Here is a 22,080-nt window from a genome sequence, read left to right as displayed (position 1 = left end):
GGCGAATCATGATGGCGATGGACGATCGCGATAACCTTCGGGCCCGGTTGGAGCGCATGCCCGATCACCTTTCCGATGAGTTGGTCAGGCGTATCGAGCATGATCGCGCCCGGGGGCATCGTAACCCATATCGTGCTCCCGATGACGGCGCTTGCCGTCGATATGACCGGCCTTCAGATCGCAGCAGCATGTGGCGCCCCGCATATGTGCGCGATGTCGAGAAGATCATGCATCTTCCTGCGTATAACCGCTATGCGGGCAAAACCCAGGTGTTCAGTTTTCGCAGCAACGATGATCTGTCGCGTCGCGGCCTTCACGTGCAGCTGGTGGCCCGTATCGCACGCGATATCGGCCGCGCCCTCGATTTAAATTGCGACCTCATCGAGGCGATCGGGCTCGGGCACGACCTTGGTCACACGCCGTTCGGCCATGCAGGCGAACGCTATCTCAACGAGGCCTATCGGAAGCGGACGGGGCGCTTCTTTTTCCACAACGTACACTCCGTTCGCGTCATGGACGTCCTGTACGGCCGCAACGTGTCCCTGCAGACCCTCGATGGCGCCTTGACCCATAACGGGGAGTACGAGCAGCGCGTATTCGATCTGTCGGGGCTGCGCGATTTCGACGAGTTCGACCGCACGGTCGAGCTCTGCTCGGTGCAGGGCGGGCGGGCGATCGGCCATCTCAAGCCCATGACGCTCGAGGGCTGCGTGGTTCGCATCGCCGATATCATCGCCTATGTGGGCCGCGATCGGCAGGATGCGATCGAGGCCGGTCTGCTTGACGAAGATGCCTTCGAAGATGGGATGGGCGGTCGCTACAACACGTGGATCTTATCGCGCGCGTCCGTGGACATCATCGAGAACAGCTATGGTAAAAACCGTATCGAGATGAGCGAGCCGATGTTCGAGGAGCTTCGCCGTGCCAAGGCGGAAAACTATGCAAAGATCTATCGGTCGGGCGGCATAGAAGGCGAGTGCGCCGAGGTGCTCTCTGGTGCGTTCGAGCAGATGTACGATACGTTTTACGATGACCTGCGGCGGGGGAACGAGGATAGCTTCATCTTCCGCCATCATATCGCCCGCATCTCCCGCTCTCTGGCTCATTATGGTGCGAGCTACGACTGGCAATCCGATCTACACCAGACGGTGGTCGACTATATCGCCAGCATGACCGATGGATACTTCGCCGAGCTCGCGACCAAGCTTCTGCCCGATGTCGATTTACCGCGGCGCACGTACATCAATGAGCGCTAGCATGCGATCGTCATCGGCCTTCGTCCGCTTCGACGCCTTCGGCTAGAATGGGTTTCATGGATACGTTATTTTCTCAACAAGAGCGCGCTACGCAGCTTAGGAACGCCCCTCTTGCGGTGCGCATGCGTCCGGCCACGCTCGACGATTACGTCGGCCAGCAAAAGGCGGTAGGACCTGGTTCTTGGCTGCGTTCCGCCATCGAGCACGACGTGTTGTCGAGCGTTATCTTATACGGTCCGGCCGGCACGGGTAAGACCACGCTCGCGCATATCATCGCCGCTACTACTAAAAGCGAGTTCGTCGAGGTGTCTGCCGTGACGGGTACGGTTAAGGACCTTCGTCGCGAGATCGATGAGGCGAAGCGCCGATTGCTGATGTACGACCGCCGCACCATCTTGTTCATAGACGAGATCCACCGTTTCTCGCGCTCCCAGCAAGACGCCCTTCTCCATGCCGTCGAGAACCGTACGATCGTCATGATCGGCGCAACGACGGAGAATCCGTATTTCGAGGTGAACTCCGCCCTGCTTTCGCGCGGGCGCGTCGTGGAGCTCGAGCACCTATCCAACGAAGATGTCGAGCGGCTGGTCCGCCGTGCGTTGAGCGCCCCGCAGGGCCTGGCGGATCGGTTCGCCGCCGGCGACGACGTCGTATCCGCCATCTGCACGCTGGCGGCGGGCGATGCGCGTTCGGCGCTCACAACGCTCGAGCTTGCCAGCGAGATCGCCGTCACGCGACCGCTGAAGGGGGAGCGCTTCGTCATCACCATGGAGGATGTGCGCGTCGCCAACCCCCGTCGCGGCCTTTCCTATGATAAGTCCGGCGACATGCATTACGACGTTATCTCAGCCTTCATCAAGTCGATGCGCGGCAGCGATCCCGATGCCGCCGTCTATTGGCTCGCCCGCATGATCGATGCGGGGGAGGACCCCAAGTTCATTGCCCGGCGCATCATGATCCAGGCTTCGGAGGATATCGGCAACGCCGATCCGCAGGCGTTTCTTATCGCCGAGGCAGCGTTCAAGGCGGCGGAGGTCATCGGATATCCCGAGTGTCGCATCAATCTCGCCCAAGCTGCGATCTACAACGCGCTCGCACCGAAATCCAATGCCTGCGAGTCCGCGATCGATGCCGCTCTCTCCGACGTCCGCTCGAGCGGGCTTCGCGAGGTGCCCGCTCATCTGCGCGATCGCCATCGACCGGGTTCCGAGGAGTACGGCCCCTACCTCTATCCCCATGATTACCCCGAGGGGTGGGTCGAGCAGCGCTATCTGCCCGAAGGTCTCGAACGCGGCGCCTTCTGGAAGCCCGCCGGCCGCGGATGGGAAGAGTGGCGCTATGAGCAGACCTCGCGTGATAGGACCGGTCGCGCGCCGCGCGCGAATGGCGCCGATTCGTAGGCCCGTCCTCGTTGGATAGACGGGCACGGCATGGGGTACCATGAATCGTAACCGTCTCGCGTCCGCGGGCGCCGCGGTCGCATCTATTGTGGAACGTATGGAGGCAAGATGGATTTCATGCAGGTTGTGCTCATCGTCTTGGTGCTCGTCGGCATCTGGGCGGTTGCGGAAATCGCCATGACGGTGCGTCGGGCGCGCCAGAGCGTCGACACGTTGGATAAAACGGTTGGCGAGGTGAACGACGCCATCGCCGAGGCCCGTCCGGTTATCTCGAAGCTCGACGGCGTCCTCGACGACCTCGGTCCCGCCCTGTCTCAGGTCGAGCCGCTCCTCAAGCAGGCCAATGTGGCCGTCGAGGCCCTCTCTGCCGACCTCATCGAGGTCAACGGCGTCTTGCGCGATGTTTCATCTGTTACCGGAACGGTGTCTACCGCTTCCGGCGCCGTGAGCGGTATCGCCGACGCCGCCTCCGAAAAGGTGCAGAAGTTCTTCGCTAAAAAGGTTCGTCATACCGATTTCCCCGGTCGCGCCCTGGTTCCTTCGGAGGACGAGGCGTCTGAGCCCGCCGGTACGATCGAGGTCGAGGATGACGTCTTCGACGCCTCTTCGGCTCATTACTTCACCTACGATGCCGCTCAGGGAGATGATTGCGATGAGTGCTAACGAGCCCGTTATTCTTACCGTTGCGGCCGATCCCCATCTGGCCCGCCTGGTGCGCATGACCGCTTCGAATGTGGCCATGCTGTCCTCGATGTCCGTCGACCGCGTGGAGGATATCCGCATGGTTGCCGAGGAGGCGTTCGTGTACGCGTGCTCCTCCTATCCCGGCTCCGCTTTCGATATCGTGTTCGAGTACGACAGCTCGCATGTTTCCATGACGTTCGATTTGGGCGAGGCGGCCTTCGCCACGCCAACCGCAGACGATCCCACCGCCGCCTATGCGGATCTTATCTTGACTGCCGTTTGCGATTCCTATGAGAAACGCGAAGACTCGAATGCGCTCGTTCTCACGCTGAAGGCTGATGTGGCATGACCGAGTCGCCACGTGCTGCGCGTTCTACGAAGACGGCGTGGGATAAAGAGCGGACTCACGAGCTGTTTCGCAAGTTCAAGGAAGAGGGGGATCTTGATGCGCGCGAGAAGCTCGTCATGTCCCATATGAACCTCGTCCGTTTCCTCGCCAACAAGTTTAAGAACCGTGGCGAACCGCTCGACGACCTTGTCCAGGTTGGCTATCTAGGCCTGCTCAAGGCTATCGATCGCTTCGATCCCGGTCGCGGCCTCGAATTCACTACATATGCCACGCCCACTATCCTGGGAGAGATCAAGCGCCATTTCCGTGATAAGGGGTGGAGCGTTCGCGTGCCCCGCCGCCTACAAGAGCTTTCCGCAAAGGTCAATCAGGCAACTGATGCGCTTACCGTCCAGCTTCAGCGTTCGCCCACTATCGAGGAGATCGCCGCGTATCTCGATGCGTCTGTCGACGAGGTGCTTGAGGCGATGGAATCGTCTTCCGCGTATAGCTCGGTTCCGCTGGAGGGATCGAGTAATTCCGAGAACGAGGACGCCCCCAGCGTCATCGACCGCTATGCGACCGAGGATAACGCCTTGAATTTCACCGAGGACCGCCTCATCATCGAGGAGGCGCTCAAGGGCTTCTCGCCGCGCGAGCGCGAGGTCATCGACTTACGTTTCCTCCAGGGGATGACGCAGATCGAGATAGCAGAGCAACTCGGCATCTCACAGGTGCAGGTGTCGCGTCTTTTGAGGCGCACGCTCAAGAAGATTCAGGACAAGATCGATCCCGAGGGGATCATGACCAAGAAGTCTTAGGTAACAAGGAGCCCGATGAACCCATCAACTGCAAGGGACGACCGAGAACGTGCCGCAAAGGCTGCATTTGTAAGCGTATGGACGGTGATCGGTGCCGCCATCATCTTTTTCGCCGTCTTGAAGTTGCTCGGGGTGCTATCGGGCACCCTGCTCTTTCTGTCCATCGGCGCCATCGCCGCCTTTGTCGCCAGCCCGATCGTCAACCTGCTTGAGCGTCGCGGGCTCCCTCGCGGCTTCGCCGCGCTCGCGGGCATCCTGTTCGTCCTCGTAGCGCTGCTTGTCTTATTCGGGTTCGCGATCCCGTTCGCAATGGCTCAGGTCGCTTCCATTCTTCGCGATGCGCCCTCGTGGCTATCGGCGCTTGGATCGTGGCTGGTCGAACTCGAGAGCAAATACGCCGTGTTCGAGCATCTGAGCAATACCGTTCAGCTCGACTCGCTGCTTAAGTCCCTGGGCGACCTGTTCAACCAGGTCCTCTCCGGTTTGCTATCGACGTTTCGCGACGGCGTCGTCCCCATGGTGAGCAACATAGCATCTACCGTATTCATCGTATTTCTCGCGTTCGTCTTCGCGTTTTGGCTCGTGCTCGATTATCCCCGCATCAACGAGGAGATCTGCTCGGTCCTTGGCGAGAACCGAGCGCTCGATTATCGTCTGATGGTCGCCGTTGTGTCGAGTTCCGTTGGCGGTTACCTTCGGTCTACGCTCATCAATTCGGTGATCCAGGGATTCCTGGCGTTTCTCGGCTTCGCGCTCGTCGGACATCCCTATGCTGCAGCTATGGGTATCCTCTCCGGTGTGCTCAACATCATTCCGGTCGTCGGTCCGAGCATCTCCGCCATCACCGCCTCGCTCATCGCCTTGTTCTATAGCCCCATGATGGCAATCTGGACGATGGTCGTCGCCATGATTTCCCAAAATGTGACCGATAACGTCATAGCACCCAAGATCAACCAGTCGACCATGCAGGTGCATCCGGTGCTCTCGTTGACCGCGCTCATCATGGGGTCCACGCTGGGCGGCACCATGGGCATGGTGATCGCGCTGCCCATCGCCGCGGTTTTGAAGAGCCTGTTCATCTTCTATTACGAGACGAAGACGAACAAGCAGATCGTTTCCTACGACGGTGCCCTGTTCAAGGGGACGCCGTATCTCGATCACAACGGCACGCCCGTCCCTGCGTTCGATGCGCTGGGAGACGACACGTTTGTAACCGAGTCGCAGATTATCGATACCGACGTTATGCCCGAGGCGAATGTGGCGCCTAAGCCCAAGCTCGATAATCCTTGGCATGATCTGAAGTTCCTCGAAAACGTCGCGCTCAAGCCGGGGAGCACCGGCGTGTTCAAAAATCCGTTCGCCGACCTTGCCCGCGGCGACGGGGATTCATCCGAGGACGCACGGGAAGACGATGGAAAATAGTTCGTCGCACAGGTCAGGAGCGACTCGCGGCCGTTCGCATATGTGGCGAGCGGCCGTCGCTGTATTCTGAGCCGTCTGCCTGCCACGCGATAGCGCGGGCGGGGTCGGGAGTCTGTGCAGGAGCAAAAACAATGCCAAGGGATTCGGGGAGTTCGGTATAATTTATCGGGTTAGAGCTATCTATACACGCTAGGGGAGTTTTCACCATGACCGCTGATTACCCAACTATGACGACCGCCGAGATCCGTTCGGCGTACCTTTCGTTCTTCGAGGAGCGCGGCAACAAGCTGTATCCCTCCTCGTCCCTTGTTCCCGATGATCCCTCGCTGCTCCTCGCCAACGCCGGCATGAATCAGTTCAAGGAGTATTATCAGGGCAAGAAGACCATGAAGGAGATCGGTGCCTGTTCGTGCCAGAAGTGCGTTCGCACCAACGATATCGACATTATCGGCGCCGACGGCCGCCACGCCTCCTTCTTCGAGATGCTCGGCAACTTCGCGTTCGGCGGCGTGACCAAGGAGCAGGCGTGCGCCTGGGCCTACGAGCTCATTACCGAGGTCTTCAAGCTTCCCAAGGAGCGCCTGCACTTCACCGTCTTCACCGATGACGACGAGACCCATGACGTCTGGCGTTCGCTCGGCGTTGAAGAGGACCACATCACGCGCCTGGGCGAGGATGATAACTTCTGGGCTGCCGGCCCCACCGGCCCGTGCGGTCCCTGCTCCGAGATCTACTTCGACCTCGGCGAAGAGGTCGGCTGCGGGTGCCCCGATTGCGCTCCCGGCTGCGATTGCGATCGATTCCTTGAATTCTGGAACCTCGTCTTCACGCAGTTCGACCGCCAGGAAGACGGCTCCATGCCCGAGCTGCCCCATCGCAATCTCGATACCGGTATGGGCCTCGAGCGCATGGCCGCTATCATGCAGCACAAGAGCTCGTTCTTCGACGGCGACGTCATGCAGAGCCTCATCAAGCTCGGCGTGGACATCTCCGGCAAGACCTATGTCGACAACGACTACACCGGCGCCTCCCGTTCCCTGCGCATCATCGCCGACCATGCCCGCTCGGTGAACTTCCTTATTTCCGATGGCGTGCTTCCCGGTAACGAGGGCCGTGGCTACGTGCTGCGCCGCCTGCTTCGCCGTGCCGTCTTCCATGGCCGCCTGCTGGGCATCGAGGACGCGTTCCTCGGTCGCTTCATCGACGCCGTCAACGACGTCATGGGCGAGGCCTACCCCAACCTCATCGAGAACGCCAACCTTGTGAAGGGCATCGTGAACGCCGAGGAGGAGCGCTTCTCCACCACGCTCAACAACGGTCGCGTGTATCTCGACGAGCAGCTCTCTGCGCTCGCCGAGGGCGATCAGCTTCCCGGCACGGCTGCCTTCATGCTGCATGACACCTTCGGTTTCCCCATCGACCTTACCGTCGAGATCGCCGAGGGCGCCGGTCATGCCGTCGATATCGACGGCTTCAATGCCGAGATGGCGCAGCAGAAGGCCCGCGCCCGCGCCGCCGCGAAGGGCGACGCCTGGGGTTCTTTCAACGACGTATGGACCGAGCTCTCCGACGAGCTGCCGGCTACCCAGTTCGTCGGATACGACCATGAGAGCATCGACGACGCGCACGTTCTGGCTATCGTCGTCGACGGCGAGCGCGTGAAGAGCGCCGAAGGCGGCTCCAGTGTGCAGGTGGTCCTCGACCGCACCCCCTTCTACGCCGAGATGGGCGGCCAGACCGGCGACCGCGGTCTCATCGATTGCGATGCAGCCCAGCTTATCGTCACGAGCACCGTATCCAAGGGCGGCCTGTACGTGCATGAGGGCCAGCTCTCCGGCACGCTTTCCGAGGGCGATGTCGTCTTCGCCGGCTACGACCTCGATTGGCGGGCGCTTGTTCGTCGCAACCATACCGCTACGCACCTGCTCGACGCAGCGCTCAAGGAGGTTCTCGGCGACCACGTGAACCAGGCGGGTTCGCTGGTTGCCCATGATTACCTTCGTTTCGACTTCACGCATTTCGAGGCGCTGAGCTCCGAGCAGATCAAGGCGGTCGAACGCCTCGTCAATCGCGAGATCCTTGCTGCTAAGCCCGTGGTCACGCGTATCATGGGCATCGATGAGGCCAAGGCCTCCGGCGCCGTGGCGCTGTTCGGTGAGAAGTACGGCGACGTCGTCCGCGTCGTTTCGGTCGGCGAGGAGGACCAGCCGTTCTCCCGTGAGCTGTGCGGCGGTACCCATGCCGCCAACACGGCCGAGCTCGGTCTGTTCAAGATCGTCTCCGAGTCTTCCACCGGCTCCAATATTCGTCGCATCGAGGCCGTGACGAGCACCGGAGCCATCGAGTGGCTCGAGGGCCGCGCTGCCATCGCCGAGCAGGCATCGGCTGCTCTGAAGTGCCGTATCGACGAGCTGCCTGCGCGCATCGCCGGCCTGCAGTCCGATCTGCGCGAAGCAAACCATAAGCTCAAGGCCGCCCTTACCGGTGGCAGCTCCGATGCGATCGGTTCGGCTATCGAGGGCGCCCTGGATGCCGGCTCCTACAAGCTCGTTCTTGCCGAGCTTTCAGGTCTCGAGGCTGCCGACCTGCGTAACGTCTGGGATACCGTGCGTCAGAAGGTCGCCGGTCCCGTTGCCTGCGTTATCGCCACGGTAACCGAGAAGGGTACGCCCGCGCTGCTCGCCGCCGGCACCGATGAGGCTGCTGCAGCCGGCTTCCATGCGGGCAACGTTATCAAGGAGATCGCGCCGATCGTCGACGGTCGCGGCGGCGGCCGTCCCACCATGGCGCAGGCGGGCGGTAAGAACGCCGCCGGCCTCTCCGATGCCCTTGCTGCGGCCTCTCAGATGATTCTGGGGTAGGAAACATGGTCGCTCTTGGTCTCGATATAGGTGAAACGCGTATCGGTATCGCCGTATCCGATCGCAGCGGCACCATGGCCATGCCGCTCAAGGTGCTGCCCGCTCAGGAGGTCGTATCCCTTGCACGGTCTTTTCGCCTGCTTATCGAGGACCATGAGCCCGATGTTCTCGTTTGTGGCCTTCCTCGCACCCTGGCTGGTGAGGAAGGCCCCCAGGCCGATCGCGTAAAACATGTGGGGGAGGGCGTTGCCCGCGCGCTGGGTTTGCCCCTCGAATTCGTCGACGAGCGTCTGAGCTCGCGCGAGGCGAAGCGTATCCTGCGCGAGCAGGGTCTCTCCGAGAAGCAGATGCGCGGCAAGATAGATATGGTTGCAGCCTCGCTGTTCTTGCAGGCGTGGCTCGATACCCATAATGGAAAGGATGCGTGTGAATAGCGGTAAGCGCCCCGTCGGCGAACCTCGCAGCGGTCAACGTCCCGCAGGGACTCGATTCAAGCAGCCCCAGGCCACCAAGCCCGCGCCTCGTGCAACGCAGCGTAGCGCTACGCGCGTTCGTCCTTCGAGCTATGCCCCCGGTTCCCGTAATTCGCGGGGGTCGGCATCTCGAACTCCTCGCCGCTCCTCGCATTCGGGTTCCCCTCTTGCGGTCGTGGCGGTCGTAGCCGCGGTCGTAGCCGTGGTTGCCGTCATCGCGTTTTTCATCGCCCCCGCCCTGGGCACGCGTCTGTTCAACCAGCGCGAGCCCATCGAAGCCGGTCTCGAGGTTTCGGTTTCCATTCCCGAGGGTGCGTCGGGCGACACCATCGCCTCGGCCTTGTCCGAAGCCCGCGTGATCGATAATCCCAAGGATTACTATGCAGCCGTTGAGCGTCTGGATGCCGCTATGGCCATCAAGCCCGGAGATTATCTGTTCAAGACGGCGCAGGATCCCGAAGACGTCGTCTGCCAACTCGTCGAAGGACCCAATGTCGCGGGGGTCAAGCTTGTTGTCCAGGAAGGACTCACCGTCGCCCAGACCGCCGTGAACGTCGAGGCGACCTATGGTATCCCCGCAGATGAATTCATCGCGCAGGCGAAGGCATCCAACTATGTCGACGATTACCCCTTCCTCGAGGGTGCGTACGACGACTCGCTCGAGGGCTACCTGTATCCCAAGACCTATTCTTTGGGCGCGCAGCCTTCCGTCGATTCCGTTATCCGCGCCTTGCTGGACCAGTTCAAGAAGGAAACCGCTGGACTCGAGCTATCGAAGGGCGCCCATGGGTTGGATGCGCAGCAGATCATCTGCCTGGCTTCGCTCATCGAGCGCGAGACTGCTGTGGAGAGCGAGCGTCCGCTGGTTGCAAGCGTTATCTACAATCGACTGAAAGCGGATATGCCGCTTCAGATCGATGCTGCCATCGTGTACGCCCGTGGAGGCGGAAGCCAGGGCGTGACGTATGCCGATCTTGAGATCGACTCTCCGTATAACGTCTACAAGAATCGCGGCCTCACACCGGGTCCGATCTGCTCGCCGAGCATTTCGTCGATCAAGGCGGCGCTTCAGCCGGCCAGCACGGATTACCTCTACTATGTTGCATCTGCTGCTATGGATGGCACCCATCGCTTTACGATCGACTATGACGAGTTCCTGAAGTATCGCGACGAGTACGGGGCGTCGTTGTAATGCGCTTGTTCTCTCCTTGTCGATATGTGGCTTCCGTCCCGCTCCTGGACCCTGCCGAACTCTGGGCTCAGGGAAAGCGCGCTCTTCTTGTCGATCGCGATAACACGTTGGTTCCACGTGATGCGAGCCGTGCGCCAGAGGACGTGAAGGCGTGGCTCGATTCAGCTCGCGGCCATGGTTTCGCGTTGTGCATGATCTCCAATAACTGGCACCGCGCCGAGGTGGCGCAATCCGCTGCCGAGCTCGGTATCGATTCCTTCATCGCGTTCGCCTGCAAGCCGCTGCCATGTGCACTTCGTTCGGCCTGCAAAAAGCTCGGCGTAGCTCCTCGGGACACGGTCCTGATCGGCGACCAGCTCTATACCGATGTATGGTCGGCGAACCTCGCTGGGATCGATAGCATCCTCGTCCGCCCGCAGACCTCTGTCGATTTGTGGTACACGCAGGTTTTTCGCGTCTTCGAGCGACGCGCCCTGCGCGACCTGCCGTGTGAAGAGTAGGTGCGTGCTTATGGAACGTATCGACAAGCGCGGGTGCGACCACATCTTCTTCATCGGATTTCTGGGCGCGGGAAAGTCTACGCTCGCCCGCAACCTCGGTGGGATGTTCCATCGGCGGTTCGTTGACACCGATCGCATGGTCGAACGGCAGCAGGGTATGAGCGTTACGGATCTTTTCGCAACGTACGGCGAGCCCGAATTCCGCATCATGGAGACGCGTGTTCTCGAGGGCCTGCGGAGCGAACGCAGCCTGTTGGTGAGCTGTGGCGGAGGAATCGTTGAGACCGCGCGCAACATCGATCTTATGCACGAGATGGGGTATTGCGTGTACCTTGATGGCGATATCGATGATTCCCTCCGCCAGATCAGGCGGAGCGATACCCGTCCCGATTTTCGTTCTGCCGAGCATGCGGCTCGCCTGATCGAGCATCGCCGTCCGCTGTATCGAAAATCGGCCGATTTCACCGTTGATATTCGAGGTAAGAGCTTCCTGGATGTTTCTTACGCCGTAGCCGAGTTATTGCTGGAGCGTGGTTTGCTGTGATTCGTCGCCAGTTGATCAATTTTGGAACCAGGAGCACCGATTTCCGCATGGGATTCGGCGCGTTGTCCGAGTTGTCCCGGATGGTTTCCGCGGTAGTCGCGACCCCGAAGCGCGCCGTCATCGTAACGGATGCCTCGCTTGCCAGCGCGCACGGGCTCGAGGTGTCCCGTGCGTTGATCGACGCCGGCTTCACCGTCGAGGACCTGTCTTTTCCATCCGGGGAGCATGTATCGACGCTCGCGTATGCGATGCAGTTGTTCGAGGCGCTGGATCGCAGCGCGATCACGGCGGACGATGTCATCGTCGCCCTCGGCGGCGTGGAAGTATGCTCTCTGGTGACGTATTGCGCGGGTTCGTGGTGCGGTGGAACCACCTATGTGTTGCTGCCCACGACGCTCGATGCCATGGTCACCTCGGCTACGACGATGACCCCGCTTGATACCTCGTCGTCTTCCCAGATGGTTCATGTGGAGCCGCGCGCTTCGCTCGCCGTATGCGATCTGTTCCTGCTGGCTGATTGTTCCGAGGACGAGCTGCGTTCCGGATACGTCGAGCTCATCATGGCGGCCCTTATCGATAGCCGTCGTCAGTGGGAGCGTATGGATTCCATTCTCCCGGGTGCCGTTTCGGGTGAGGAGGTGCCGCTGTACGATCTTATCGGCATGGCGCAATCCGCCCGTGTTCGCGTGCTCACGTCGGCAAATCCCTCGGCGCGTAATGCGATACAGTTCGGGCGCACCACCGCGCGTGCGCTCAAGCATTGCCTGGGCGACGCCGTGCCCGACTACGCCTTGCTTGCCGAAGGTATGCGCTTCGAGGCTCGTCTCGCCCATGATGTGACCGATTTCGACGTCGACGACGTGTTCACTTTGGACGACTTGCTCGATGAGGCGGGTATCGACGAGGTTCCCTTCGACCTGGGTTGCGGTCGTTTTATCGAGGCGCTCAAGGATACGCGCTTCAAGCGATCGAATCGTCTCATGTTCTCGCTTCCCCGCCATCCTGGAACCATTCGTTTCTCGGTTGTCGACGATGAGGTGCTCGAGCGCCACGCCCGGGCGTACCTGGCATCTCGCGCCGAGCTCATGGACGGGCCGCGTTAGGCGCGCGCCGCCGTGTCCCCGTTGCTGTTACCTACCGTCGTTTCGATGAAAGGATAGATGTAATGACTGAATGCCTGAATGGACCCGCTGGTCGCATCGCCCGCGTGCGCGCGATGATGGACGAGCGCGGATACGACGCGGTCGTCGTGCGCGACGAGGCCAACCTGCGGTGGCTGACGGGCGCCATGGGCGTGTTCGATTACACGTTCGAGTTCCCGCACGTTGCCTTTATCAGCAAAGATTCCTGCTACCTGCATACTGATTCACGATACTTCAACTCGTTTGAGGAGAACCTTCCCTCTGGACACGCTTGGCAGCTCGATATGGACGAGGTTGCGATGACCCGTTGGGTCGCCGATCGAGCCCGTGAGACCAAGAGCTCCGTCATCGCCGTCGAGGACGATATGCAGATTTCGTTCTTCCGCGGTATCGAGCGCAGCTTGGAGGACGTATCCATCTGCGCAGCGTTGCCGCTCATGCATGGCGATATCCAGCGCATGCGCGCGGTCAAGGACGATGAGGAGCTGTCGCTCATGCGCCATGCGCAGTCCATCACCGATGCCGCATTCGAGCATATGTGCGCCTTCCTGCGCCCCGGCCTCACCGAGAAGCAGATTCGCACCGAGCTCGAGACTTTCATGTTCAACAACGGCGCCGATTCCCTTGCATTCTCCTCGATCGTCGCCTCCGGTCCCAACACGGCCAACCCGCACGCGATTCCCGGCGACCGCGTTGTCGAAAAGGGCGACTTCATCCTGATGGATTACGGCGCGGGCTACCGCGATTACCGCAGCGATATGACGCGCACCGTGGTCATGGGCGAGCCGTCCGCCGAGCAGAGGGCGCTCTACGATCTGGTTCGCCGTACGCACGAGGAATGCGCCGCCGCCATCCACGCGGGCGTCGATGGTCACGAGATCCACAAGCTCTCGCAGAAGATCATCGGTGACGCCGGGTACGGCGCCTACTACGGTCACGGCCTGGGCCACGGCGTTGGCATCGACATCCACGAGCTGCCCAACCTGGGCCGCACGAGCAACGTCCTCGCTGCGGGTTCCGTCGTGACGGTTGAACCCGGCGTGTACCTGCCGGGCGTCGGCGGCGTGCGCCTCGAGGACTACGGCGTGGTCACCGCCGATGGCTTCGAGCCCTTTACGCGTTCCACGCACGACCTCGTCGTCATCGACTGCTAGATACGCTTCGTTTCATTCCTTGGCAGCGCTCCTTGCGAGTTGCGTATCGTGTGTGCGCTTCACGGGGGAGCGCCGGCATGAGGTATAATCGACTAGTTATAAGCTCAGCGGCATGTTCCGTACAGAGAAAGGCACTTCCATGGCATCCATCTCCACTGCTGATTTCAAGAACGGCATGGGTCTGCGCATCAAGGACAAGGTGTGCACCCTCGTAGAGTTCCAGCACGTCAAGCCCGGTAAGGGCGGCGCGTTCGTCCGCTATAAGACCAAGGACATCAAGACCGGCCGCGTCGTCGAGCAGACCTGCAACGCTGGCTCCAAGTTCGAGAGCGTCCAGCTCTTCACCAAGGAGATGCAGTATCTCTACAACGACGGCGTCGACTTCATCTTCATGGACAACGAGACCTACGAGCAGGTTTCCGTTCCCGCTGATTTCGTGGGCGACAACGCCAAGTGGCTGCGCGAGAACGATACCTGCCAGCTGCTCTACGCCGAGGAGGAGCTCATGGGCGTGAACCCGCCCATGTTCATCATCGCCGAGGTCACCGAGACCGTTCCGGGTGCTAAGGGCGACACCGTTCAGGGCGCTTACAAGCCCGCCACCATCGACACCGGCGCCGTGGTCCAGGTCCCCATGTACCTCAACGAGGGCGAGAGCATCAAGGTCGACACCCGTACGGGCGAGTTCGTTTCCCGCGCCTAGCTTTATTTCATTCATGATCTAAGGAGGAGACTATGTCCGAAGAGATCAAGATCGCCGGAATGGGAATTGCTCCCGAGGTCCTGGCCGCCATCGTCTCGCGTGCTGTCGAGGAGATCGAGGGCGTTGCCGCTGTCGGCGTCAAGGATATCGCCACCAACCTCGTGTCGATGTTCTCCGCACGCGGTCCGATCGCGGGTCCGTCGGTCGAGGCCGCTGTCGTCGACGATACGCTGGCCATCACCGTCCACGTCACCGTTTTCTTTGGCTATCCCTTCAAGAAGCTTGCCGAATCGATTCGCGAGGCCGTTTCCCGCGCCATCGACGCCCAGGTTGGTGTCGAGGTGTGCTCGGTCGATGTCTGCATCGACGGCCTCGTTTTCCCCAAGGAGTAATGCGTGAGTCTAAAAGTGGAACGCGGGCGCACCCTTGCCCGTAGCCAGGCGCTTCAGATCATCTTCCAGGCCGAGGCGCTCGACCTGTCCGTCGACGACGTCCTTGCCGGCGACTACCTTCTTTCCAAGGGCCCGCTCGATGCCTATGCAGTCGAGCTCGCACGCGGTTGCCATGACCAGATCGATCGCATCGATTACGCGCTGCAGTCGGTCTCGCACAATTGGAGCCTGTATCGCATGCCCGGCACCGATCGCAACCTGCTTCGCCTTGCGGTGTACGAGATGCGGTTCCTCGATGGCGACGAAGCAATCGATGACGCCGTGGTGATCAACGAAGCCGTCGAGATCTCGAAGGCTTACGGCACGGACGAGTCGTCGCGCTTCGTGAACGGCGTTCTGGGGCGCATCGCTCGCATGGACCAGCTCCCCGAGCCGCCTCAGGACGAGACCGATGAGGTCGAACTCGATGACGAAGAGGCCGACGCGCTCTCGAATGATGATGAGGCTCTTGAGTTCGCTCAGTCCGAATGCGAGGATGTGCCGCTCGCTTCCGAGGGTGAGTAGGCATGGCCGACACCACGGTCAAGACGTTCGATGACATCACCGAGCGCCTCGACGAGATCATCGCCACCGTTCGCTCGAAGGATACGTCGCTCGAGCGCAGCCTGGATTTGTTTGACGAAGCCATTCGTTTGGGTTCGAAGGCCGTCGACATGGTTGACCAGTTCGAGCTCTCGCCGCGCGAAGCCGACCTTCTGGACGCCGATTCCAAGTCGGATATCGAGGCATCGGCTGCTGATCCCTCGAGCCCCGAGGACGCGTCATGAAGCGCGTTCGACTCGACGACGAATTGATTTCACAGGGCATCTGCGAGAATCGCGCAGATGCCCTGCGCACATTGATGGCCGGCCTCGTCTCCTCCGGTGGAGAGCGGCTGTCATCTCCGGGTATGAAGGTCGTGCCGGGCATCGAGCTCCACGTGAAGGGCCGTATTCCCTATGTGGGTCGCGGCGGGGTCAAGCTCGCAGGTGCCCTTGATTCGTTTTCAATCGACCCCGACGGCCTTGCATGCCTCGATGTGGGATGCTCCACGGGCGGGTTTACCGATTGCCTTTTGAAGCGCGGGGCGTCGCGGGTCATCTCGGTCGATGTGGGCCGCGCCCAATTCGATTGGTCGCTTCGCCAGGACGCTCGGGTGACACTGCTCGAGCGTACGAATATCGTCGAGCTTCCCGGGCTCGGGTATTCAGCCTGTTGCGACCTGGCTGTCTGCGACGTGTCGTTTACGAGCGTCGGCGCGGTCATCGATGCCGTCCTGTCCGTCCTGAGCGATGAGGGCGCATTCGTAACCCTGGTTAAACCTCAGTTCGAAGCCCCTTCGAGCCAAGTCGGCGAAGGTGGCGTCGTGCGAGACCCCCGTGTTCATCACGAGGTGCTTGGTCGCGTGATCGGGCTCTTCGCGGACAAGGGCCTGTATCCGGTCGATGTGTGCGCGTCTCCCATTACCGGCGCGAAGGGAAATCGCGAGTTCTTTCTTTATGGTGATCGCATGCGCTTCTCGACATCGTCTCCCAGCGAGCTGGAGGCGCAGGTCGAGAGCCTCATCGCGAAGGCGGAGCTGCTATGAAGGTGTTTTTAGTCCCTAATTTCTATAAGCATGAAGCCGTGCAGAGCGGTTTGACGCTCGAGCTTTGGCTTGGTCGTCAGGGCTACGAGGTTGCCTGGGCCGCCGACCAGCGCTCGGGCATCACGGAACCTGCCGATATCGACGGGAGCGACCTGGTCATCTCCCTCGGCGGCGATGGTACGCTGCTGCGTGCCGTTCGACTGGCGGGGGACCGTGAGATTCCGATTCTAGGTCTTTCCTACGGCCATCTGGGGTTCTTGACGGCAGCGAGCCCGGAGGACCGCGATATTCTCGGCGTCGTCTCCGATGCCCTTGCCGGCGAGATGCATGTGAGCCGTCGTTCACGGCTGGATGTTCGCGTTTACTCCGAGCGAGATGACGGCTCCGTTGCGGAAATTAGGTCCAGCGCCCTGAACGATATGGCGCTCGCGCGCGGTCCCTTGTCCGATATGGTCGAATTCGATATGACGGTATCCGGGCACCATATCGATCGCTTGCGTGGCGACGGCGTGGTCGTCTCGACCGCTACGGGCTCAACCGGCTACGCTTTGTCTGCCGGCGGCCCTATCGTCAACCCCGAGTTCACGGGTATGGTATGCGTTCCCATCGCGCCCCACACCATCCAGGCGCGCGCTTTTCTTACGTCGCCGTCGGACGTCGTCGAGGTGACGATGTCGACGTCTCGTCCGTCTGTTCCCGCCATCGCGGTCGATGGGCAGTTCCTTGATCCCGAGGGCGTAGTCGATCGCGTCGTCGTATCGCGCGCATCCCATGACGCGCTGCTGCTCGACTACGGCCCCGAAAGCTTCTACGCCTCGGTGTCCCGCGTTTTCTACGGAGTGCGTCGCCATGATTGATGAAATCCGTGTCGAGAACCTCGCGCTTATCCGCGAAGCGTCCGTCGTGGTGGGCGATGGACTCACGGTCCTGACGGGCGAGACGGGTGCTGGCAAGACGGCTCTTCTTTCGGCTTTGAAGCTGTTGATGGGGGAGCGCGCCGATGCTTCGGCGGTTCGCGAGGGTGCCGACGCCTTGCGCGTGGAGGGCCGTCTGTATCGCGACCTCGATGACCCCGAAGGCTTTTCCGTGGTTCGCACCGTTTCGGCCGATGGCCGTAGCCGTGTGAAGATTGATGGGGCCATCGCCAGCGTGCGGGAGCTTTCCGTTCGGGTCAGACCCCTTGTCGACCTCTGCGGTCAGCATGAGCATCAACGTCTGCTGGACCCTTCCTACCATGCCGAGATGGTCGACGCCTGGGCGGGCGAACCCGTACAGGCCTCTCTTGCCGCATATCGCGAGGCGTGGCATGCCCTTCGTGCTGCCACCGAGGAGCGCGAGCGCGTCGAGGCCGCCGTACGAACTCAGGGCGCTCAGCTCGATGAGGCCCGGTTCTGCGCGGATCGCATCGCCGAAGTGGATCCTCGTCCCGGTGAGTACGAAGAGCTCGAGGCGGCGCTTCCCCGCGCCGAGTATGCGGAATCTCTCGCTCGTTGCGCCCATGATGCTCAGGCAATGCTGTCCGATGAGGGAGGGTCGCTCGATGCGCTTAATTCCGCCATCGCCGACTTATCGCGGATGGCCCGGGTCGATTCCGCATTGGGTGCGTTTGCCGATACCCTTTCCGAGGCTTCGATCATCATCGAAGATGCAGCCTCCAGCCTGCGTGCCTATCGCGACGGCATCGAGCTCGATCCAATCGAGCTAGCACGCTCCCAAGAGCGTTTCAGCTCCCTCAAGGGCCTCATGCGCCAGTTTGGACCTTCCATGGACGATGTGTTTCGTCGCTATGAGGAAGCCCAGGAGCTGCTGAGCTTGGTCGACGAGGGGGGCGAACGGTTGCGCCGGGCCCGTGCGGCGGAGGATGCAGCCGAGAGCGCGTTGCAGGATGCTGCGCGGCTCCTTATGAAGCGTCGTGCTGCCGCGGGGCCTCGATTCTGCCGCGAAACCATGCGCCATATGCAGCGCCTCGAGATGGTCGGTGCCGAACTCGTCTGGGACCAGAGGGTTCTTCCGCGCGAACGCTGGAGCGCGTCTGGTCCCGCGAGCTGCGAGCTGCTGTATCGAAGCGGCAGCGGTCTTGCGGCGCGGCCTTTGCGCCGTATCGCCTCGGGTGGCGAGCTCTCCCGCGTCCTGCTTGCAACGAAGGTCGTGCTCGGTTCGGCGGATACCGCTTCGACCCTCGTATTCGACGAGGTCGATGCCGGCGTGGGCGGTGCCACCGCTCGCTCGCTCGCTGCGGTGCTCTCGGATCTGGCTCGAACGCATCAGGTTATCGTTGTCACGCACCTCGCGCAGGTGGCGGTGGCGGCATCCCATCACTATGTGGTGCGCAAGACCCCTGCCGACGACGGCGTTCCCGTCACGTCCCTCGAGGCGGTAGATGGAGAAGAGCGTGTGGAGGAAGTCGCACGCATGCTTTCAGGCGAGCAGTCCGAAGCATCGCTTGCCCACGCGCGCTCGCTGTTGGGTTGGTCCTAGTCCGTCAACGCATCGACGAGCAGCTCGAGCGCGCGGGCGTATCCCTGTATTCCTTCGCCGCTTACCGTCGTGATGCATGCATCGCGGATATAGGATCTTTGTCGGAACGCTTCGCGTTCTTCGATCGCTGAGACGTGCACCTCTATGGTGGGGATGCCCACGGCTGTTATGGCATCGAGCAGGGCGATGCTCGTGTGCGTATAGGCGGCGGGATTGATCACGATTCCGTCGTACACGCCATACGACATCTGGATGGCGTCGACGAGGGCTCCCTCGTGGTTTGACTGGAAGCAGTCGAGCGTTTCGACCCCGAGGCGCTCGGCGGTTTCATGGCAAACCTCGACGAGCTGCTCGTATGTCTCGTTTCCGTAGATATCAGGCTCCCGGATCCCCAGCATATTGATGTTGGGCCCATTGATGACAAGCAGTTTCATGCTCGCTCCTAGCGGTTTGGATATGCGGCGCGCTCGAGCTTCGACAGGACGTCGCGCGCCGTATCGGCGGCGGTTCCCTGGACGTCGACAACGATATCGGCCCAGGTCCGGTACGCGTGCATGCGCCGTGCCGCCAGCTGCTCGACGCCTTCTCGCTTGCTCAACGGCCGTCCATCTACCGAGAGCTCGGCAAGCGAGCGGTCAAGCATGACGATGCGGCTGTTCTGATGGAGCAATTCGTAGTTAGCCGTTCGTTCGACCACGCCGCCCCCGCAGGAGATAACGGTGCCGCTTTTCGACGCCGTTTCCTGCAGCACGCGCGTCTCCTCCTCGCGAAAGGCTGCCTCACCATGCTTGTTTATGAAATCCTCGCACGTCATGGCGTGTCGTTCGGCGATGACGTGGTCGGTATCGATGTGAGGACGCCCGGTGAGTTCCGAGATGGATCGGGCTACCTGCGTTTTGCCGGAGCCCGGCATGCCGATAAGAACGATGTTCTCCTCGGCGGATGCGAGATGGCGGGTCACCTCGAGCATACGTTCGTGCGAGATGACCTCTCCCGTATAGAGTTCCACGGCCCGCGCTGCCTGCGCGACGAGCATGAGCAGTCCGCCCGCGCACGGGATGCCGCGTCGCTCCGCCTGCATCATCAAGTCGGTGCGCGCCGGGTTGTATACGATATCGATGAGTCCTTCGAGCCCTGAGAGGGCATCCAGGCTGCATACGCTTGCTGGGCATGCTGGATACATACCGACGGGCGTGCAGTTGACGGCAACCGCCGCGTGGCCCCAGCGTCCGAGGTCGTCGTAGGTCACCGCGCCCGCACGGGCTACGGGATGCACCTCCATGCCGAGGTCCGATAGAACCGTGCAACACGTTGATCCGGCGCCGCCGTCACCGCCGAAGACCAGGGCGGTCTTGCCTGCAAGGTCGATCTCCATGCTCTGGATGAGTACGCGAAAACCGTAATAGTCCGTGTTGTCTCCACGTAGGCGACCGTCGGGCAGACGCGTGATGGTGTTCACGTTGCCAAGCCGCCGGGCGATGGGGGAGACATCATCAAGGTATGGCATGACATCCCGTTTATAGGGAATGGTCACGTTGATGCCTTCCCAGCTGTCGCCAGCTAGAAACGATGCGACTTCTTCGGGTTCGCGTTCGAATGTGCGGTAGTCCAGGCCGGCGAGCTCGCGGTAGATCACCGGGGTATAGCTGTGTCCGAGCAATCTGCCTAAAACACCGTACGGTCTCTGTTTCATTCGAGTACCTCCATCGTTGTTACTCGTGGACGGCATGGCGCCCGTCCGATCCGGCTGCCTCGGGGGATGGGCTGGCGTCGCGCGACGGCATGGCGCTGCATTCGAGTTGCCGAAGCGCAAGGACCTGTTCAGCTTTGTTGGCATCCATGATATGGGTGAAGAGGGCGCGCATCGTATCCGCGCGCTGCGGGGCGACTCGCTCCGCGACCCATGCGAGCTTGAGCTGCTCGCGCTCGGGGTCGTATAGGGGTGCACCGGTCGCCTGCTTTGCCTTTGCTATTGCAGCGGCCATATCGAGCCGTGCATCGAGCAGGGTGACAAGGTCGTTGTCGATGCGATCTATCTTTTGGCGAAGTTCATCGAGCTGCATGGCGCGCTCCTTACATCACGGTATACGGGGGTCACGCTTCCAGTGGGGGCATGACGGGAGCCGCGTCCTCGAGCAGGGCGTCAAGCAAGGCGAGCGCGCAGACCGCTTCGGCAACGGGAACGGCTCGTGGCACGATGCACGGGTCGTGTCTTCCGCGAATGGAAAGAACGGTTTCGTGCCCCTCAACCAGGTCGACGCTCGCCTGCTTGCGGCCTATCGAGGGCGTTGGCTTTATTGACATGTTCCAGACGATGGGCAGCCCCGTGGTGATGCCCCCGAGGATTCCCCCTGCGTTGTTCGACATGGGCTGCGCGGTTCCATCGACCAGGTGATAGGGGTCGTTGTGCTCGCTGCCGTAGCGTCGCGCGGATGCAAAGCCGTCGCCGAATTCGACGCCCTTGACAGCCGGGATACCGAAGGCGATGCGTGCGATCCGATTCTCGATGCCGTCGAACATAGGGTCTCCGATTCCAGCCGGCATGCCGTAGGCGACGCACTCAACCGTACCGCCCACGCTGTCGAGGGAGAGTTTGGCATGGGAAATGGTATCGCGCATGGCGCTTGCAGCGTCCGGGTCGATGCAGGGAAGGGAATTGCTTCGAATGGAATCGATCTGCTTCGGGACGATGTGCATGGCGTCGAGCGGCTCGTCCACAACGGGACGGGGCCCCAATGCGGAGATATGAGCTGCTATTCTCACGCCATGGCGGGCAAGCACCTGTTTTGCGATACCGCCCGCGATGCAAAGCGGAGCGGTGAGCCTCCCGGAAAAATGGCCGCCGCCCGCTACGTCGTGATGGCCGCGATATTTGATGAATGCAGTGTAATCGGCATGTCCCGGTCGCGGAATCCGGCCAAGCTCCTCGTAGTCGACGGAGCGGGTGTCGTCGTTGACGATGACGGCGGCGATGGGGGCTCCGCACGTGTATCCGTCGACGATTCCGGATACGATGCGCACCTTGTCGGCCTCGTTTCGGCTGGTGGCGGTGGCGTCGCGGCCGGGTGCACGCCGATCGAGGAATCGCTGCAGCTCATCGAGG

At 61.4% G+C, this 22,080-nt stretch carries 24 protein-coding genes; 20 read left to right on the top strand and 4 right to left on the bottom strand.

From position 1 onward, the window contains the following. The first annotated feature begins 8 nt into the window (after positions 1-8). The 20 genes from E4J93_RS04930 (at position 9) to E4J93_RS04835 (ending at position 18,977) form a co-directional block, all read left to right on the top strand. Entirely contained in the window at positions 9-1,256 is a 1,248-nt protein-coding gene (locus E4J93_RS04930) for a deoxyguanosinetriphosphate triphosphohydrolase family protein (protein WP_370511756.1), read from the top strand. A 56-nt stretch (positions 1,257-1,312) separates the two neighbouring features. Beyond that, positions 1,313-2,656 carry a replication-associated recombination protein A gene (locus E4J93_RS04925; RefSeq protein WP_147588347.1) on the top strand — a complete coding sequence of 448 codons (1,344 nt, stop codon included), beginning with the start codon at positions 1,313-1,315 and terminating at the stop codon, positions 2,654-2,656. 108 nt (positions 2,657-2,764) lie between these two features. After that, on the top strand, positions 2,765-3,319 hold the full coding sequence (locus E4J93_RS04920) for a hypothetical protein (protein ID WP_147588346.1): 555 nt from the start codon (positions 2,765-2,767) through the stop codon (positions 3,317-3,319). Beyond that, the gene (locus tag E4J93_RS04915; RefSeq protein WP_147588345.1) at positions 3,309-3,689 is read left to right on the top strand and encodes an ATP-binding protein; all 381 of its coding nucleotides are present in this window, start codon (positions 3,309-3,311) and stop codon (positions 3,687-3,689) included. Before E4J93_RS04920 ends, E4J93_RS04915 begins: the two co-directional genes overlap by 11 nt. Further along, complete coding sequence (locus tag E4J93_RS04910) at positions 3,686-4,489, top strand: RNA polymerase sigma factor SigF (protein ID WP_147588344.1); 804 nt, start codon at positions 3,686-3,688, stop codon at positions 4,487-4,489. The genes E4J93_RS04915 and E4J93_RS04910 overlap by 4 nt, the downstream gene beginning before the upstream one ends. Positions 4,490-4,504: 15 nt before the next feature. Next, positions 4,505-5,911: an AI-2E family transporter gene (locus tag E4J93_RS04905; protein WP_147588343.1), complete on the top strand. Its 1,407-nt coding sequence runs from the start codon at positions 4,505-4,507 to the stop codon at positions 5,909-5,911. 206 nt (positions 5,912-6,117) lie between these two features. After that, a complete protein-coding gene (gene alaS / locus E4J93_RS04900; protein ID WP_147588342.1) occupies positions 6,118-8,772 on the top strand; it encodes an alanine--tRNA ligase in 2,655 nt (884 codons plus the stop codon). 5 nt (positions 8,773-8,777) lie between these two features. After that, positions 8,778-9,206, top strand: a complete 429-nt coding sequence (gene ruvX, locus E4J93_RS04895; RefSeq protein WP_147588341.1) for a Holliday junction resolvase RuvX — start codon at positions 8,778-8,780, stop codon at positions 9,204-9,206. 214 nt (positions 9,207-9,420) lie between these two features. Continuing rightward, the gene (gene mltG / locus E4J93_RS04890; RefSeq protein ID WP_255431923.1) at positions 9,421-10,437 is read left to right on the top strand and encodes an endolytic transglycosylase MltG; all 1,017 of its coding nucleotides are present in this window, start codon (positions 9,421-9,423) and stop codon (positions 10,435-10,437) included. Next, the gene (locus tag E4J93_RS04885) at positions 10,437-10,937 is read left to right on the top strand and encodes a YqeG family HAD IIIA-type phosphatase (RefSeq protein ID WP_147588339.1); all 501 of its coding nucleotides are present in this window, start codon (positions 10,437-10,439) and stop codon (positions 10,935-10,937) included. The genes mltG and E4J93_RS04885 overlap by 1 nt, the downstream gene beginning before the upstream one ends. 10 nt (positions 10,938-10,947) lie before the next feature. After that, complete coding sequence (locus E4J93_RS04880; protein ID WP_147588338.1) at positions 10,948-11,481, top strand: shikimate kinase; 534 nt, start codon at positions 10,948-10,950, stop codon at positions 11,479-11,481. Continuing rightward, complete coding sequence (locus E4J93_RS04875; protein WP_222705689.1) at positions 11,478-12,584, top strand: hypothetical protein; 1,107 nt, start codon at positions 11,478-11,480, stop codon at positions 12,582-12,584. Before E4J93_RS04880 ends, E4J93_RS04875 begins: the two co-directional genes overlap by 4 nt. Positions 12,585-12,646: 62 nt before the next feature. Further along, the gene (locus E4J93_RS04870; protein ID WP_147588336.1) at positions 12,647-13,777 is read left to right on the top strand and encodes a Xaa-Pro peptidase family protein; all 1,131 of its coding nucleotides are present in this window, start codon (positions 12,647-12,649) and stop codon (positions 13,775-13,777) included. Positions 13,778-13,916: 139 nt separating this feature from the next. After that, positions 13,917-14,480 carry an elongation factor P gene (efp, locus tag E4J93_RS04865; RefSeq protein ID WP_147588335.1) on the top strand — a complete coding sequence of 188 codons (564 nt, stop codon included), beginning with the start codon at positions 13,917-13,919 and terminating at the stop codon, positions 14,478-14,480. A 32-nt stretch (positions 14,481-14,512) separates the two neighbouring features. After that, the gene (locus tag E4J93_RS04860; RefSeq protein ID WP_147588334.1) at positions 14,513-14,872 is read left to right on the top strand and encodes an Asp23/Gls24 family envelope stress response protein; all 360 of its coding nucleotides are present in this window, start codon (positions 14,513-14,515) and stop codon (positions 14,870-14,872) included. A 3-nt stretch (positions 14,873-14,875) separates the two neighbouring features. After that, positions 14,876-15,436 carry a transcription antitermination factor NusB gene (gene nusB / locus E4J93_RS04855; RefSeq protein WP_147588333.1) on the top strand — a complete coding sequence of 187 codons (561 nt, stop codon included), beginning with the start codon at positions 14,876-14,878 and terminating at the stop codon, positions 15,434-15,436. Between the two features lie 2 nt (positions 15,437-15,438). Then, the gene (locus E4J93_RS04850) at positions 15,439-15,699 is read left to right on the top strand and encodes an exodeoxyribonuclease VII small subunit (protein WP_147588332.1); all 261 of its coding nucleotides are present in this window, start codon (positions 15,439-15,441) and stop codon (positions 15,697-15,699) included. Then, positions 15,696-16,499 (top strand): TlyA family RNA methyltransferase, encoded by an 804-nt coding sequence (locus E4J93_RS04845; protein ID WP_147588331.1) that lies wholly within the window; start codon positions 15,696-15,698, stop codon positions 16,497-16,499. The genes E4J93_RS04850 and E4J93_RS04845 overlap by 4 nt, the downstream gene beginning before the upstream one ends. After that, the gene (locus E4J93_RS04840) at positions 16,496-17,356 is read left to right on the top strand and encodes an NAD(+)/NADH kinase (protein WP_147588330.1); all 861 of its coding nucleotides are present in this window, start codon (positions 16,496-16,498) and stop codon (positions 17,354-17,356) included. Before E4J93_RS04845 ends, E4J93_RS04840 begins: the two co-directional genes overlap by 4 nt. Next, positions 17,349-18,977 carry a DNA repair protein RecN gene (locus E4J93_RS04835; RefSeq protein WP_147588329.1) on the top strand — a complete coding sequence of 543 codons (1,629 nt, stop codon included), beginning with the start codon at positions 17,349-17,351 and terminating at the stop codon, positions 18,975-18,977. The genes E4J93_RS04840 and E4J93_RS04835 overlap by 8 nt, the downstream gene beginning before the upstream one ends. On the opposite strand, the gene aroQ is transcribed toward E4J93_RS04835, so the two are convergent. The 4 genes from aroQ to aroC form a co-directional block, all read right to left on the bottom strand. Beyond that, a complete protein-coding gene (aroQ, locus tag E4J93_RS04830) occupies positions 18,974-19,411 on the bottom strand; it encodes a type II 3-dehydroquinate dehydratase (RefSeq protein ID WP_147588328.1) in 438 nt (145 codons plus the stop codon). The genes E4J93_RS04835 and aroQ overlap by 4 nt on opposite strands. 8 nt (positions 19,412-19,419) lie before the next feature. Then, positions 19,420-20,670: a shikimate kinase gene (locus tag E4J93_RS04825; RefSeq protein ID WP_147588327.1), complete on the bottom strand. Its 1,251-nt coding sequence runs from the start codon at positions 20,668-20,670 to the stop codon at positions 19,420-19,422. Between the two features lie 19 nt (positions 20,671-20,689). Continuing rightward, on the bottom strand, positions 20,690-21,040 hold the full coding sequence (locus tag E4J93_RS04820) for a chorismate mutase (protein ID WP_147588326.1): 351 nt from the start codon (positions 21,038-21,040) through the stop codon (positions 20,690-20,692). Positions 21,041-21,071: 31 nt separating this feature from the next. Further along, positions 21,072-22,080, bottom strand: a 1,009-nt coding sequence (gene aroC, locus E4J93_RS04815) for a chorismate synthase (RefSeq protein WP_255431922.1), incomplete at its 5' end; no start/stop codon positions are given.

Origin of the sequence: Collinsella sp. BA40, from assembly GCF_008014645.1 — a bacterium.
In the GTDB taxonomy this organism is placed as follows: Bacteria; Actinomycetota; Coriobacteriia; order Coriobacteriales; family Coriobacteriaceae; genus Collinsella.
This window is presented reverse-complemented; position numbering and strand designations above follow the sequence as displayed.